This is a genomic window from Paracidovorax sp. MALMAid1276 (assembly GCF_049198005.1).
GTDB lineage: Bacteria > Pseudomonadota > Gammaproteobacteria > Burkholderiales > Burkholderiaceae_C > Acidovorax.
In genome coordinates this window covers 1-13,121 of the sequence record NZ_JBMIRS010000219.1, presented here as the reverse complement: position 1 = coordinate 13,121, position 13,121 = coordinate 1, and the positions used below count along the sequence as shown (strand labels likewise).

13 protein-coding genes are annotated in these 13,121 nt (G+C 67.6%); 8 read left to right on the top strand and 5 right to left on the bottom strand.

Features of this window, described 5'->3' with window-relative positions; translation table 11 throughout:
* Positions 1-194 precede the first annotated feature (194 nt).
* Together ACOQFS_RS17995 and ACOQFS_RS17990 are read right to left on the bottom strand one after the other, a co-directional pair.
* A complete protein-coding gene (locus ACOQFS_RS17995; protein ID WP_421564200.1) occupies positions 195-1,013 on the bottom strand; it encodes a crotonase/enoyl-CoA hydratase family protein in 819 nt (272 codons plus the stop codon).
* 79 nt (positions 1,014-1,092) lie between these two features.
* Complete coding sequence (locus ACOQFS_RS17990) at positions 1,093-1,941, bottom strand: 3-hydroxybutyryl-CoA dehydrogenase (RefSeq protein WP_421564199.1); 849 nt, start codon at positions 1,939-1,941, stop codon at positions 1,093-1,095.
* A 115-nt stretch (positions 1,942-2,056) separates the two neighbouring features.
* Between ACOQFS_RS17990 and ACOQFS_RS17985 the strand changes: the two genes are divergently transcribed.
* Positions 2,057-3,646 carry a GMC family oxidoreductase gene (locus ACOQFS_RS17985; RefSeq protein ID WP_421564198.1) on the top strand — a complete coding sequence of 530 codons (1,590 nt, stop codon included), beginning with the start codon at positions 2,057-2,059 and terminating at the stop codon, positions 3,644-3,646.
* Positions 3,647-3,835: 189 nt separating this feature from the next.
* On the top strand, positions 3,836-4,573 hold the full coding sequence (locus ACOQFS_RS17980; protein ID WP_421564197.1) for a hypothetical protein: 738 nt from the start codon (positions 3,836-3,838) through the stop codon (positions 4,571-4,573).
* A 10-nt stretch (positions 4,574-4,583) separates the two neighbouring features.
* Here the strand turns inward: ACOQFS_RS17980 and ACOQFS_RS17975 are convergent, their stop codons facing one another.
* Genes ACOQFS_RS17975 through ACOQFS_RS17965 form a run of 3 tightly spaced genes read right to left on the bottom strand, consistent with a single transcriptional unit; the run spans position 4,584 to position 7,278 of the window.
* Positions 4,584-5,933, bottom strand: a complete 1,350-nt coding sequence (locus ACOQFS_RS17975; RefSeq protein WP_421564196.1) for a GAF domain-containing protein — start codon at positions 5,931-5,933, stop codon at positions 4,584-4,586.
* A complete protein-coding gene (locus tag ACOQFS_RS17970; RefSeq protein ID WP_421564195.1) occupies positions 5,930-6,439 on the bottom strand; it encodes a hypothetical protein in 510 nt (169 codons plus the stop codon). Before ACOQFS_RS17970 ends, ACOQFS_RS17975 begins: the two co-directional genes overlap by 4 nt.
* The gene (locus ACOQFS_RS17965) at positions 6,436-7,278 is read right to left on the bottom strand and encodes an ABC transporter permease (protein WP_421564194.1); all 843 of its coding nucleotides are present in this window, start codon (positions 7,276-7,278) and stop codon (positions 6,436-6,438) included. Before ACOQFS_RS17965 ends, ACOQFS_RS17970 begins: the two co-directional genes overlap by 4 nt.
* A gap of 73 nt (positions 7,279-7,351) precedes the next feature.
* On the opposite strand from ACOQFS_RS17965, the gene ACOQFS_RS17960 reads away from it, so the two are divergent.
* The 6 genes from ACOQFS_RS17960 (at position 7,352) to cynS (ending at position 13,094) form a co-directional block, all read left to right on the top strand.
* Complete coding sequence (locus ACOQFS_RS17960; RefSeq protein ID WP_421564193.1) at positions 7,352-8,560, top strand: PAS domain S-box protein; 1,209 nt, start codon at positions 7,352-7,354, stop codon at positions 8,558-8,560.
* Positions 8,557-9,252 (top strand): response regulator, encoded by a 696-nt coding sequence (locus ACOQFS_RS17955; RefSeq protein ID WP_421564192.1) that lies wholly within the window; start codon positions 8,557-8,559, stop codon positions 9,250-9,252. Before ACOQFS_RS17960 ends, ACOQFS_RS17955 begins: the two co-directional genes overlap by 4 nt.
* 148 nt (positions 9,253-9,400) lie before the next feature.
* Complete coding sequence (locus ACOQFS_RS17950) at positions 9,401-10,807, top strand: CmpA/NrtA family ABC transporter substrate-binding protein (protein ID WP_421564191.1); 1,407 nt, start codon at positions 9,401-9,403, stop codon at positions 10,805-10,807.
* A gap of 1 nt (position 10,808) precedes the next feature.
* Positions 10,809-11,675, top strand: coding sequence for a nitrate ABC transporter permease (gene ntrB, locus ACOQFS_RS17945; RefSeq protein WP_421564190.1), 867 nt, complete (start codon positions 10,809-10,811; stop codon positions 11,673-11,675).
* Positions 11,665-12,540 (top strand): ABC transporter ATP-binding protein, encoded by an 876-nt coding sequence (locus ACOQFS_RS17940; RefSeq protein ID WP_421564189.1) that lies wholly within the window; start codon positions 11,665-11,667, stop codon positions 12,538-12,540. Before ntrB ends, ACOQFS_RS17940 begins: the two co-directional genes overlap by 11 nt.
* Before the next feature lie 110 nt (positions 12,541-12,650).
* The gene (gene cynS, locus ACOQFS_RS17935; RefSeq protein WP_421564188.1) at positions 12,651-13,094 is read left to right on the top strand and encodes a cyanase; all 444 of its coding nucleotides are present in this window, start codon (positions 12,651-12,653) and stop codon (positions 13,092-13,094) included.
* Positions 13,095-13,121: the final 27 nt, after the last annotated feature.

The window sequence follows — 13,121 nt, the reverse complement described above, 5'->3', positions numbered from 1 at the left end:
GTGCGGCGGGGCGCGACAGGTGATAGAACGCGCGCCCGTGGCAATCGCTATCTATTTGATAGCTACTAGCGATTGATGGATAAGCGCTGAAGGCTGTTTTTGCTTCAACTTTTTGTGCGACTCGCTCGCTGGGGCTGCGGACGCGGCCATGGGGGATGCGACGGGGGACACCTGCGCGCTGTCTGCGCGCCCGCCTACCGCCCGCTGAACTGCGCGGGCCGCCGCTCCACAAACGCGCGCACGCCCTCGGCCGCGTCCTCGCTGTTGGCCAGTTGCTGCTGCACGGGGATGAACTCGGCCACGGCCGCTGCCTGCCCCTGCTCGATGGCCTTGAGCACGTTGAGCCGCGTGGCCACCACGGCCCGCGGGGCCTGGGCGGCAATGCGCTGGGCGATCAGCAGCGCCTCCTCCAGCACCTGCGGGGCCGGAACCACCTTCTGCACAAAGTTCAGGCGGTAGGCCTCGGCGCTGCCGAACTCGTCGGCCGTGAGCAGGTGCAGCAGCGCATTGCCCGTGCCCGCCCGCTCGGCCATGCGCAGCGTGGCGCCGCCCGTGGCCATGATGCCGCGCTGCACCTCCATCTGCGAAAAGCGGCAGTCGTCGGCCGCCACCACGATGTCGGCACCCAGCATGAGCTCGATGCCCACCGTGAAACAGATGCCCTTGACGGCCGCCACCATGGGCTTGGTGCGGCGCCGGTAGCCGGGCAGGCCGTAGTCGTGCGGCTCCACCAGGCCTTCGGGGATGGCTTTTTCGCCGCGCTGCATGTAGGCGCTGACGGCTGGCAGGTCCAGGCCCGCCGTGAAGTGGTCGCCAAAGGCGTGCAGCACGCCGACGCGCAGGTCTGGGTCGTCGTCCAGCCGGGTATAGGCCTCGGCCAGCTGGCGGAACATGGGTGGCGTCCAGCCGTTGCGCTTGGCGGGCCGGTTGATGCCGATGAGCAGCACATGGCCGACGACCTGGGTGTCGATACAGCCTTCGGGCGGGGGTGTGGTGGGGGTGATGGTGGGCATGGCGGGGCCTCCTTGCCCGCCATTGAAAACGCAATGGAAACGGCGCGCCGTCCCGGGAGGGACAGCGCACCGGGCGCCGTCAGTAGGTGTAGACGCCCTGGCCGGTCTTGCGGCCCAGGCGGCCGGCGGCCACCATTTCCTTGAGTAGCGGGCAGGGGCGGTACTTGCTGTCGCCAAACTCGGTGAGGTACACATCCATCACGGCCAGGCACACGTCCAGGCCGATCATGTCGGCCAACGCCAGCGGGCCGATGGGCTGGTTGCAGCCGAGCTTCATGCCGGCGTCGATGTCTTCGGGCGTGGCCAGGCCCTCGGCCAGCACGAAGAAGGCCTCGTTGATCATGGGCACCAGGATGCGGTTGACCACGAAGCCGGGCGCGTTCTTCACGGTGATGGGGCTCTTGCCCAGCGCCTCGGCCAGGGCCTTCACGGCGTCGTGCGTGGCGTCGCTGGTCTGCAGGCCGCGGATGATCTCCACCAGCGCCATCATGGGCACGGGGTTGAAGAAGTGCATGCCGATGAAGCGGTCGGCGCGGCTGGTGGCGGCGGCCAGCTTGGTGATGGAGATGGAGGACGTGTTGGAGGCAATGATCACCTCGGGCGCCACCAGTGCGTCCACCTGCTTGAGGATCTTGAGCTTGAGCTCGTAGTTCTCGGTGGCGGCCTCGATCACCAATTGCGCGGCCTTGAGGTCGTCGTAGCTGGTTGAGGTCTTGATGCGCGCCAGCGCGGCGGCCTTGTCGGCCTCGGTGATCTTTTCCTTCTTGATCAGGCGGTCCAGGCTGCCGGCCACGGTGGCCAGGCCCTTTTGCACTGCAGCATCCGAGATGTCGACCATCACCACGTCAATGCCCGACACCGCGCAGGCCTGCGCAATGCCGTTGCCCATGGTGCCTGCGCCGATGATGCCTACGGTCTGAATCGTCATATAGAGAGCCCTCTTCAAAGTGGAACGATGGGGCAGGATGGTAAAGCGAATCGCACGACCGTTCGGTTATCGTGCCGCAGCCCCCGCGCACAGGGGGCGCAGGAGGCACCACGGCATGTTCGACTACATCATCATCGGCGGCGGCTCTGCCGGCTGCGTGCTGGCCGGCCGGCTGAGCGAAGACCCCGCAGTGCGGGTCTGCCTGCTCGAAGCGGGCCCGCGCGACAGCAGCACGCTGATCCACTGCCCGGCGGGGCTGGCCGTGATGGCCAAGCTCGAGCTCAATGGCTGGGGTTTCAACACCACGCCGCAGGCCGCGCTGAACCAGCGGCGCGGCTACCAGCCCCGCGGCAAGGTGCTGGGCGGGTCCAGCTCCATCAACGCCATGGTCTACATCCGGGGCCAGCATGGCGACTACGACCACTGGGCCGCACAGGGCAACCCCGGCTGGGGCTGGGACGACGTGAAGCCGTACTTCCTCAAGGCCGAGCACAACGAGCGGGGAGCCGACGCCTGGCACGCGCAGGGCGGGCCCTTCAACGTGGCGGACCTGCGCTCGCCCAACCGCTTCAGCCACCACTTCACCGAAGCCGGCGTGCAGGCCGGGTATCCCCACAACACCGACTTCAACGGTGCCACGCAGGAAGGCGTGGGGCTGTACCAGGTCACCCACAAGAACGGTGAGCGCCACAGCACGGCCAAGGCCTACCTGACGCCGCACCTCGCGCGGCCCAACCTGCAGGTCATCACCGGGGCCCATGCCACACGCATCCTGTTCGAAGGCACGCGGGCTGTGGGCGTGGAATATCGGCGGGGTGGCGTGACCGCGCAGGTGCGCGCGGGGCGCGAGGTGCTGCTGAGCGCGGGCGCGCTGCTGTCGCCGCAGCTGCTCATGCTGTCCGGCGTGGGGCCGGCGGCGCATCTGCAGCAGCATGGCATCCCCGTAGTCCACGACCTGCCGGGCGTGGGTGCCAACCTGCACGACCATCCCGACGTGGTGCAGGTGCTGGACGCACCCGGGCTCAAGGACCTGTTCGGCCTCTCGCTGACCGGCATGGCGCGCACCTTGCGCGGGGTGTTTGAGTGGCGCAAGCACCGCACCGGCATGCTCACCACCAACTTTGCCGAGGCCGGCGGCTTCATCAAGAGCGACCCCTCCGAGCCCGCGCCCGACCTGCAGCTGCACTTCGTGATCGGCAAACTCGTGGACCATGGGCGCAAGACCGTGTTCGGACACGGCTACTCCGCGCACGTGTGCCTGTTGCAGCCCAAGAGCCGGGGCGCGGTAACGCTGGCCAGCGCGGACCCCATGGCCTTGCCGCTGGTGGACCCGAACTTTCTGGCCGACCCGGATGACATGGCGCGCATGGTGCGCGGCTTCAAGCAGACCCGCGCGATCCTGGCGCAGCCTGCGCTGGCGAAGTTCGGCGCCCGGGAGCTGCCGGCCTCGGCCGGTGCGCGCACCGACGCCGAGATCGAGCAGTTCATCCGCCAGTTCGCCGACACCATCTACCACCCCGTGGGCACCTGCCGCATGGGCCCGGGCGCGACGGACGTGGTGGACCCCGAACTGCGCGTGCGCGGCCTTGCGGGCCTGCGCGTGGTGGACGCGTCCATCATGCCGCGCATCGTGAGCGGCAATACCAATGCACCCACCGTGATGATTGCGGAAAAGGCCGTGGACCTGCTGCGTGCCGCGGCGTGAACGATTTCACGTTTGGCGTCCGGAACGCGGTTTTTAAGATTTTCAAAGGGTCTGTTTAAGGAGTTTTTAACAAGCAACAACGTGGTGAATTTCTAGACTTCTTGGCATGGAAGCGGGTGCATGGTGCACCCGGCCCGGCGCACCCAAAGCAGGGCGCCGAGAGGCCCCGAGAGGCCATGAAAGAAGCACATGAAGATCGATTCCCGCGAAATTGCCGCACTGGCGCACGCAGAGCCCGCCGCCCCCCGCATGGACATGTACGCCAGCATCCACAAGGCGCTGCGCGCCTTCATGGCCGACACGCTGCTGGGCCTGGGCCGCATGGATGTGGACGACGACCTGGAGTTTGCGCTGGGCTGCGACCGCGTGATGCAGTTGCTGGACGTGTGCCGCGCCCACCTGCACCACGAGAACCAGTTCGTGCATGCGGCCATGGAAGCGCGCCAGCCCGGCTCCAGCGGCGACATCGCCGGCGAACACCAGCAGCATGAGCAGGCCATCACCGCATTGGCCGACGGGGTGAACCACCTGATGGCCTGCGCGCGGCCCACACGCACGGCGGCCTCCCAGGCGCTGTACCGCCAACTAGCCCTCTTCATCGCCCACAACTTCGAGCACATGCACGAGGAAGAAACGGCGCACAACCGCGTGCTCTGGCAGTGCTACACCGACGCCGAATTGGCCGGGGTGCACGACGCGCTGGTCGCCTCCATTCCCGCGCCGGAAATGTTGGTGGTGGCGCGCTGGATGGTGCCCTACATGTCGCCCGCCGAGCGCACGGCGATGCTGGCTGACATGCAGGCAAACGCACCCGCTCCGGTGCTTGCAGCGGTGCTGGCGCACGTGCAGCCGCACCTTACCCAGCCGGAATGGAGCAAGCTCATGCGCAGCCTGGGTCTTCCTGCCGTGCCGGGCCTGGCGCACTGACGAGAATGGTTCAGGCGTCTTCCAGTACCACGGGGCGCAGCACGCACAGCCGGAACCGCCCGCGCCCGGTCTTCTCGACGCGGATGTGCGGGCTGTTCTCCTGCAGGCGGCGCTTCAGCAGCAGCAGGCGGGCCTCCAGGTTGTCGGCCACGTCGGGCAGGCGCAGCGCGGGGTCCAGGCGCATTTCGCGGTTGGTGAACTCCACGCGGCCCGTTTGCTGGTGGTCGCGCAGCAGCTTCCAGAGGATCGCCCCGGCAACGCCCTTGATCAGGTATTCGTCGTCGATGAACACGCTGTCGTTGGCCCTGAAATGGCGCACCCGCAGCGCGGCGCCGCTCACCGGCGCGGCCGCAGGCGCCGCGGGCGGCGGCTCTGGCGCATCGGGCGCTGACTGCAGCAGGCCAATGGCGGCCGCCAGCTGCCCGGCCAGCGCCACCAGCAGGTCTTCATCCTCAAAACCAAAGCGCAAATCCTCCGGGCTTTCGGCGAACAGCACGCCCAGCATCCGCCCGGCGGACAGCAGCGGCACCGCCACCTGGCTGTGGGGTTCCGCGAGGCCCGGGTAGGGGATGTCCATGCCGCGCAGTGACGGCGCATCGGAATCGCCGAGCGCATCCAGGCTCTCGCGGATGGCGTGGCTGTACAGCGCCGCGTGCGTCATGTGGCTGATGCGCACCGGCGTGCGCTCGCGCGCGGCCATGCCGATCACGCCCTGGCCCAGCCGGATCTCCGAACCCACGCCCGAGGTGGCATAGCCGCAACTGGCCACTGTGTAGAGCTGTTCGGTGCCCGCGTCGAGCAGCAGCACCATGGCATGCGCGATGCCAAAGTGGCGCTGCAGACCGTCGAGCGTGCCCTGCAGCAGGTCCTCCAGGCTGGTGCAGCGGGCCATGTGATCGCTGCAGGCCCGCGTGGAGTGCAGCAGGCCCGTGCGGGGCGCAGGCGCGGGCAGGCCGTCGCCTGCGACTGCCTCGATATGTTCGACGGCGTAGATGTCCGCCCCCTTGAGCTCGAACACCTCCGCCATGCCGGCGTGCGACGCAATGCCGGCCAGCTGCGCGCGCATGCCCTCGAACACCGGCCCGGTGTTCTCCGTGCGTTCATACCGCAGGTAGAGCCGGTAGAAGCGGACGGTGACCGGGTCCAGCACCAGCACCGAGGCGCGCGGGTTGCTCAAGATGTTCTGGCGGGTCTTGTTGAAGAACTGGAACGACAGCGCGACGTGCATCGCATCCACGTAGACCACCTGCGAGATGTACGCCACGTTGGGTGTGCCGTCGGGCGCGCAGGTGGCCATGACGGCGGGTATCGCGCCCTCCAGGCATGAGCGGATCGCGTGCAGCGAGACGGCTTCGTTCATGGCGAAGAGGAGGTGGGTGAGGGGGGCGGGGACGGCAAGGGGGCGCCCGCGCGGGGCCCGGGCGTCTGGTCATACGCGCTGGTGGGCATGAAGCTCACGGCCACCACGTCCGCCAGCGGAGCATCCAGCATCGCGATCACGTACTTCGGGCCGTACCCGACGCGGCCCACTTCGTCCACCATCGAGTGCAGGTAGGCCTCCAGCACCGGCAGGTCATCGTCCCTGGCGGGCCGCTGCGTGGCCTGCCGGGCCTTGACCTGCAGGGTCTGGTGGGTGGATGGCACGCTGAACACCACTGCGATCTCGCCGGTCTGGGCGATGTCGCTCAGCAGCTGCGCGGACTGGCTGCGCCGCAGGTACACGGTCACCTCGCGGCCATCGGCGCTGATGCGGCTGGCCACGGCACGCATGACGCTGGGGCGCAGGGCCGCGTCGCGAGAGGCGACGATGGCCGACACGCCCTTGGCCACCAGGGCGATGCGCTCGGGGTCCAGCAAGCCGGTCATGCCTTGAACCGCTTGCGCGTGAGCGACAGCGCCACCCAGTAGGCGGCCACGGTGGTCAGCACCAGCACGCCCCCATGGCGCAGGGCGTGCTCAGGCCAGCGGTCCATGAACAGCGGGCGCACCAGCTCGACCGCGTTGGTCAGCGGCAGCCAGTCGGAGATGGCGCGCACCACGCCCGGCAACTGCTCGCGTGGAAAGAACACGCCCGAGAGGAACATCATCGGCGTGAGCACCAGCGTGAAGTAGTAGGTGAAGAAGTCGTAGCCCTTGGCCAGCGCGTTGAAGATGAGCGCGATGCTGGAAAACATGATGCCCACGAACAGCAGCACCGGCCAGGCCACCAGCAGCTTGGGGCTGTGGCTGATGCCAAGCGCCAGCATCACCCCCAGGATGGCGGTGACGGTGAACAGGGCCTTGAACGCCGCCCACAGCATCTCGGCCAGCACCACGTCGTCCAGGCTCACCGGCGCGTTCATGATGCCGTCCCAGGTCTTTTGCACATGCATGCGGGAAAAGGCCGAGTACAGCGCCTCGAAGCTCGCCGCGTTCATGGCGCTCATGCAGATCGAGCCACTGGCCAGGAACAGGATGTAGGGCACGGCCTGGCCGCCCACCTGCACCTGGCCCACCAGAGCGCCCATGCCGTAGCCAAAGGCCACCAGCCACATCAGCGGCTCGGCGATGTTGCCCACCAGGCTGGGAATGGCCAGCTTGCGCCACACCAGCAGGTTGCGCAGGAACACGGGCCAGCAGCGCAGCGACAGGCTGGGACGGCGCCAGACGGAAGGGGGGCGCAGGACGGCGGAAGGCGGCAGCGGGGCGGGCGGAGTGGCTTGCATGCGGCTATTGTGCGGTGTCGTGCGCGCGGCGCACAGTCCCGCCCCGGGCACGGCCATTGCTTGCTGGCACGCCATGCCAGCCCACGTGCTTCATCTTCCTGCGGGCGCCAGCGCGCTGTGGCAGAACCGCCTCGACCTGTTGCTGGAGTCCACCGGCGAGGGCGTGTTCGGCATCGACCTGGCGGGCAACTGCGTGTTCATCAACCGCGCGGGCGCGCAGATGCTGGGCTTTTCGGCCCATGAGGTGATGGGCCGCAACATGCATGCGCTCACCCACCACAGCCATGCCGACGGCAGCCCCTACCCCGACAGCGCCTGCCCCATCTTCAACGCCTTTCGCCAGGGGTTGGCCTGCCGCGTGGACACCGAGGTGTTCTGGCGCCGCGACGGATCGGCGTTTGCGGTCGAGTATTCCAGCCACCCCATCGTGGAAGGCGATCAGGTGCAGGGTGCGGTCATCGCGTTCGTCGACATCACCAGCCGCAAGCGCGCCGCCGACGAGCTGCAGCGGGCCCACGACGACCTGGCCCGTGCCAACGACCAGCTGGAGCGCCGTGTGGCCGCGCGCACCCAGGAGCTGTCGCAGGCGCTGGCGCAGCTGCGCGAGCTGTCGGCCTATTCGGAGCAGGTGCGCGAGGAGGAACGCACCCGCATCGCCCGTGAAGTGCACGACGAGCTGGGCAGCCTGCTCGTGGCGCTGAAGATGGACGTGAACTGGCTGCACAAGCGGCTGGGCGAGCAGGGCGCCCGCTCCCCCGAGGACGCCGACGGCATGCGCACGCAGATGCGCTGCAAGTGCCAGAACATGAGCCGTCTCATCGAGACTGCGGTGGACAACGTGGGCCGCATCATCACCGACCTGCGCCCCAGCATCCTGGACCACCAGGGCCTGTGGGCCGCCCTGGAGTGGCAGGCGCAGGAGTTCGTGCAGTCGGCCGAGCTCACGCTGTCGTGGCAGATGGACGTGCCGGCCACCCTGCAGCTGCCCGAACCCGCGGCCATGGCGGTGTTTCGCATCTTCCAGGAGATGCTCAGCAACGTGGGCCGCCACGCGCAGGCCAGCGCCATCGACATCGCCATCGACGTGCAGGACGAGGTGCTGCAGCTGCGCGTGCAGGACAACGGCGTGGGCGCCACCCGCCAGGCGCTGGAGGCGCCCACGGCCTATGGCGTGATGGGCATGCGCGAGCGCGCGCGGCAGCTCGGGGGGCGCCTGAGCATTGCGAGCGCGCCGGGCCAGGGGTCGTGCCTGCAACTGTGGATTCCGCTGGAGCTGTCATGAATTCTGTGGTTCGTGTGTTGATCGGGGATGACCATCGCATCGTGCGCGAGGGGCTCAAGCAGGTGCTGGGCGACCCGGCCAACGGCTTGCCCGAGATCGCCGTGGTGGCGGAAGCCACGCAGGGCAGCGAAGTGTTGGCCCATGTGGCAGCGCTGCAGGGCTGCGCGGGCGATGGAGGCCTGGACCTGGTGCTGCTCGACATCGCCATGCCCGGCATGGATGGCCTGGAGGTGCTGCAGGCGCTGCGCAGGGACTGGCCCGCGCTGCCGGTGCTGATGCTCAGCACCTACCCGGAGCGGCAGTACGCCGTGCGCTGCATCCAGATGGGCGCGGCCGGCTACCTGCACAAGAGCGCCGACCCCGACGACATGGTGGCCGCCGTGCGCAAGGTGGCCCAGGGCGGGCGTTACCTGACCGAGGCCACGGCGCTGGCGCTTGCTGGAGCGGTGCAGCGCACTGGCGTGGTGCGCGCCTCCCCCGGCCATCCGCGCGCGGGCATCGATGCCCTGTCGCACCGCGAGCACCAGGTGTTCCGCCTGCTCACGGCGGGGCACAGCGTGAGCGAAATTGGTGCGCAGCTCCAGCTCGCGCCCAACACGGTGAGCACATACCGCGCGCGCATCCTGGAGAAAACCGGCGCCCGCAACGATGTAGAGCTGGCCCTGCTGGCCCGGGGCACCCCTGCGGCGTGATCCGCCTGCAGCCACCACGCCGTTTTTGTAGTGCTGGCCCTACACGCTGTAGACCCCACACCCGCGAATTGACGGCACCGGCCCCGCTGCGGCACCAACTGGCCCATGCCTTGCGTGGCGGCTGGCACCAACTTCTTCGAGGTGTGCCATGTCTGAATTCTTTTCGCCCTACGATGCCGACCGCCCGCTGATGATGAAATGCAGCTGCGGCCGCGACCACACCGTGGCCGATCACCATGCCGAGGCGTCGGCCGATGCCGCCGCCGCTACCCTGCGCCAGCGCAGCGAGAGCAGCGAGTTCGAGGCCTACAGCCACGAATTCATCGAGGCCACGCTGGTCAAGGCGCTGTTCCCGCACGATGCGGTGCGCCGCCGCTTTCTGCGCGCCGTGGGCAAGAACACCGCGATGGCTGCCATCGCCAGCGTGCTGCCGGTGGGCAGCCTGCAGGCCATGGCCCAGGAAAAGCAGGGTGCGCTGGAGAAAAAGGACCTGAAGATCGGCTTCATCCCGATCACCTGCGCCACGCCGCTCATCATGGCGCACCCGCTGGGCTTCTACAGCAAGCAGGGCCTGAATGTCGAAGTGACCAAGACGGCCGGCTGGGCGCTGATCCGCGACAAGATGATGAACAAGGAGTACGACGCGACGCACTTCCTGTCGCCGATGCCGCTGGCCATCTCGATGGGCGTGGGCTCCAACGCCATGCCGATGCGGGTGGCCACCATCCAGAACACCAACGGCCAGGCGATCACGCTGGCCAACAAGCACAAGGACAAGCGCGACCCCAAGCAGTGGAAGGGCTTCAAGTTCGCCGTGCCCTTCGAGTTCAGCATGCACAACTTCCTGCTGCGCTACTACGTGGCCGAGCATGGGCTGAACCCCGACACCGACATCCAGATCCGCGTGGTGCCGCCGCCCGAGATGGTGGCCAACCTGCGCGCGGGCAACATCGACGGCTATCTGGGCCCCGACCCGTTCAACCAGCGCGCCGTGTTCGAGGAAATCGGCTTCCTGCACATCCTGACCAAGGAGCTGTGGGACGGCCACCCCTGCTGCGCCTTCGGCACCAGTGCCGAGTTCATCCAGCAGAACCCGAACACCTTCGCGGCGCTGTACCGCGCGGTGCTCACCTCGGCCGCGATGGCCCGCAAGCCCGAGAACCGCGAGCTGATCGCCAAGGTGATCGCCCCCACGCAGTACCTGAACCAGCCGGAGACCGTGCTCAACCAGGTGCTCACGGGCCGCTTTGCCGACGGCCTGGGCAAGATCCAGACGGTGCCCGACCGGGCCGACTTCGACCCCATGCCCTGGCAGAGCATGGCGGTGTGGATGCTCACGCAGATGCAGCGCTGGGGCTATGTCAAGGGCGATATCAACTACAAGCAGATCGCCGAGCAGGTGTTCCTGATCACCGACGCGAAGAAGCACATGAAGGCGCTGGACCAGAAGGTGCCCGAGGGCGCCTATCCCAAGTTCAAGATCATGGGCCGCGACTTCGACCCCGCCAAGGCGGCCGAATACGCAGCCAGCTTCCCGATCCGCAAGGCAGGCTGACATGGGCACGACGCGCAACCTCAATGTGCGCGCCGGCGTGCTGTCGGTGCTGATCCTGCTGGCGCTGCTGGGCATCTGGTATGCCGCCACGGCGCAGTCCGGCGCGGCCGACCCGCTGGCCGGCATGACGCCAGAGCAGATCGAATACGCCAAGATGACCGGCAAGGACCCGGGCGCTGCCAAGAGCGGCGGCTTCCCCACGCTGGCCGCGATGGGCAGCACCGTGTGGAGCCACTTGTCCAACCCGTTCTATGACAACGGGCCCAACGACAAGGGCGTGGCCTTGCAGCTGGCCTATTCGCTCGCGCGGGTGGGGCTGGGCTTTGGCCTGGCCTGCCTGGTGGCGATTCCGCTGGGTTTCGTCATCGGCATGTCGCCGCTGCTGCGCCGCGCGTTCGACCCCTTCATCCAGGTGCTCAAGCCCATCAGCCCGCTGGCGTGGATGCCGCTCGCGCTCTACACGATCAAGGACTCGTCCATCTCGGGCATCTTCGTGATCTTCATCTGCTCGGTCTGGCCCATGCTGGTCAACACGGCCTTCGGCGTGGCGTCGGTCAAGCGCGAATGGCTCAATGTGGCCAGCACGCTCGAAGTCAGCCCGCTGCGCAAGGCCTTTCAAGTGATCCTGCCGGCCGCAGCACCCACCATCCTTACCGGCATGCGCATCAGCATGGGCATCGCCTGGCTGGTGATCGTGGCCGCCGAGATGCTGGTGGGCGGCACGGGCATCGGTTACTTCGTCTGGAACGAATGGAACAACCTGTCGCTGACCAACGTGATCTTCGCCATCCTGGTGATCGGCGTGGTGGGCATGCTGCTGGACCTGGCGTTCGGCCAACTGCAAAAGGCGGTGACCTATGTGGAGTGACGTGACCCAGCGCCCGGCGGTCCATCCGATCGCTTCCCCGACCGAATCCACCGCCCGAAAGGCCTCCCCCGTGAACGGCTTCCTCCAGATCGAAAGGCTCAGCAAGGCCTATGTGCCGGCCAAGCCGGTGTTCGCCGATGTCTCCTTCACCCTGGACAAGGGCGAGTTCGTCTGCATCATCGGACACTCGGGCTGCGGCAAGACCACCATCCTGAACGTGCTGGCCGGGCTGGATACCGCCACATCGGGCCATGTGTTCATGGACGGCCGCGAGATCGTCGGCCCCAGCCTGGAGCGCGGCGTGGTGTTCCAGAGCCATGCGCTGATGCCCTGGCTTACCGTGCGGCAGAACATCGCCTTCGCCGTCAAGTCGCGCTGGCCCGGCTGGAGCGGCGCCCAGGTGCAGGCCCATGTGGAGAAGTTCGTCGCCCTGGTGGGCCTGACCCCGGCGCTGGACAAGAAGCCCTCGCAGCTCTCGGGCGGGATGAAGCAACGCGTGGGCATTGCCCGGGCGTTCTCCATCCAGCCCAAGATGCTGTTGCTGGACGAGCCCTTCGGCGCGCTCGATGCGCTCACCCGCGGCACCATCCAGGACGAGCTGATGAGCATCGTGCGCCAGACGCAGCAGACGGTGTTCATGATCACCCACGATGTGGACGAAGCCATCCTGCTGGCCGACCGCATCCTGCTGATGAGCAACGGCAACGAGACCAGCGCCGGCTACCGCGCTGGCGGCATTGCCGAGGTGGTCAGCAACCCGCTGCCGCGCGACCGCAACCGGGCCTCGCTGCACCACCTGGAAGGGTATTACCCGCTGCGCAACCACATCGTGGACTTCCTGGTCACGCGCGCCAAAGCCCACTGATTTTGCTGTTCCCGCCGCCTGACTGGGTCGCCCCGTGCGGGCGGCCGGGCGGGCTGCACCCTGCTGTTTCTGTTCCCTGTCACAAACCATCCAACCTAGGAGCCATCCCCATGAACCGCCTCGAAGTCACCGAAAAAATCATCAGCACCAAGGTCGCCAAGGGCCTGAAGTGGGACGCCATCGCCAAGAAGGTCGGCCAGTCCAAGGAATGGACCACGGCCCTGTGCCTGGGCCAGATGACGGCCACGCCCGAGCAGGCCAAGGCCGTGGGCAAGATCTTCGGCCTCACCGCCGAAGAGCAGAAGTGGCTGCAGGTCGTGCCCTACAAGGGCTCGCTGCCCACGCCGGTGCCCACCGACCCGCTGATCTACCGCTGGTATGAAGTGGTGAGCGTGTACGGCACGACCATCAAGGAGCTGATCCACGAAGAGTTCGGCGACGGCATCATGAGCGCCATCGACTTCAGCATGGACATCCAGCGCGAAGCCAACCCCAACGGCGACCGGGTCAACGTGGTGCTGTCGGGCAAGTTCCTGCCGTACAAACAGTACTAACCCCCTGAGTCGCTTCGCGCCTTCCCC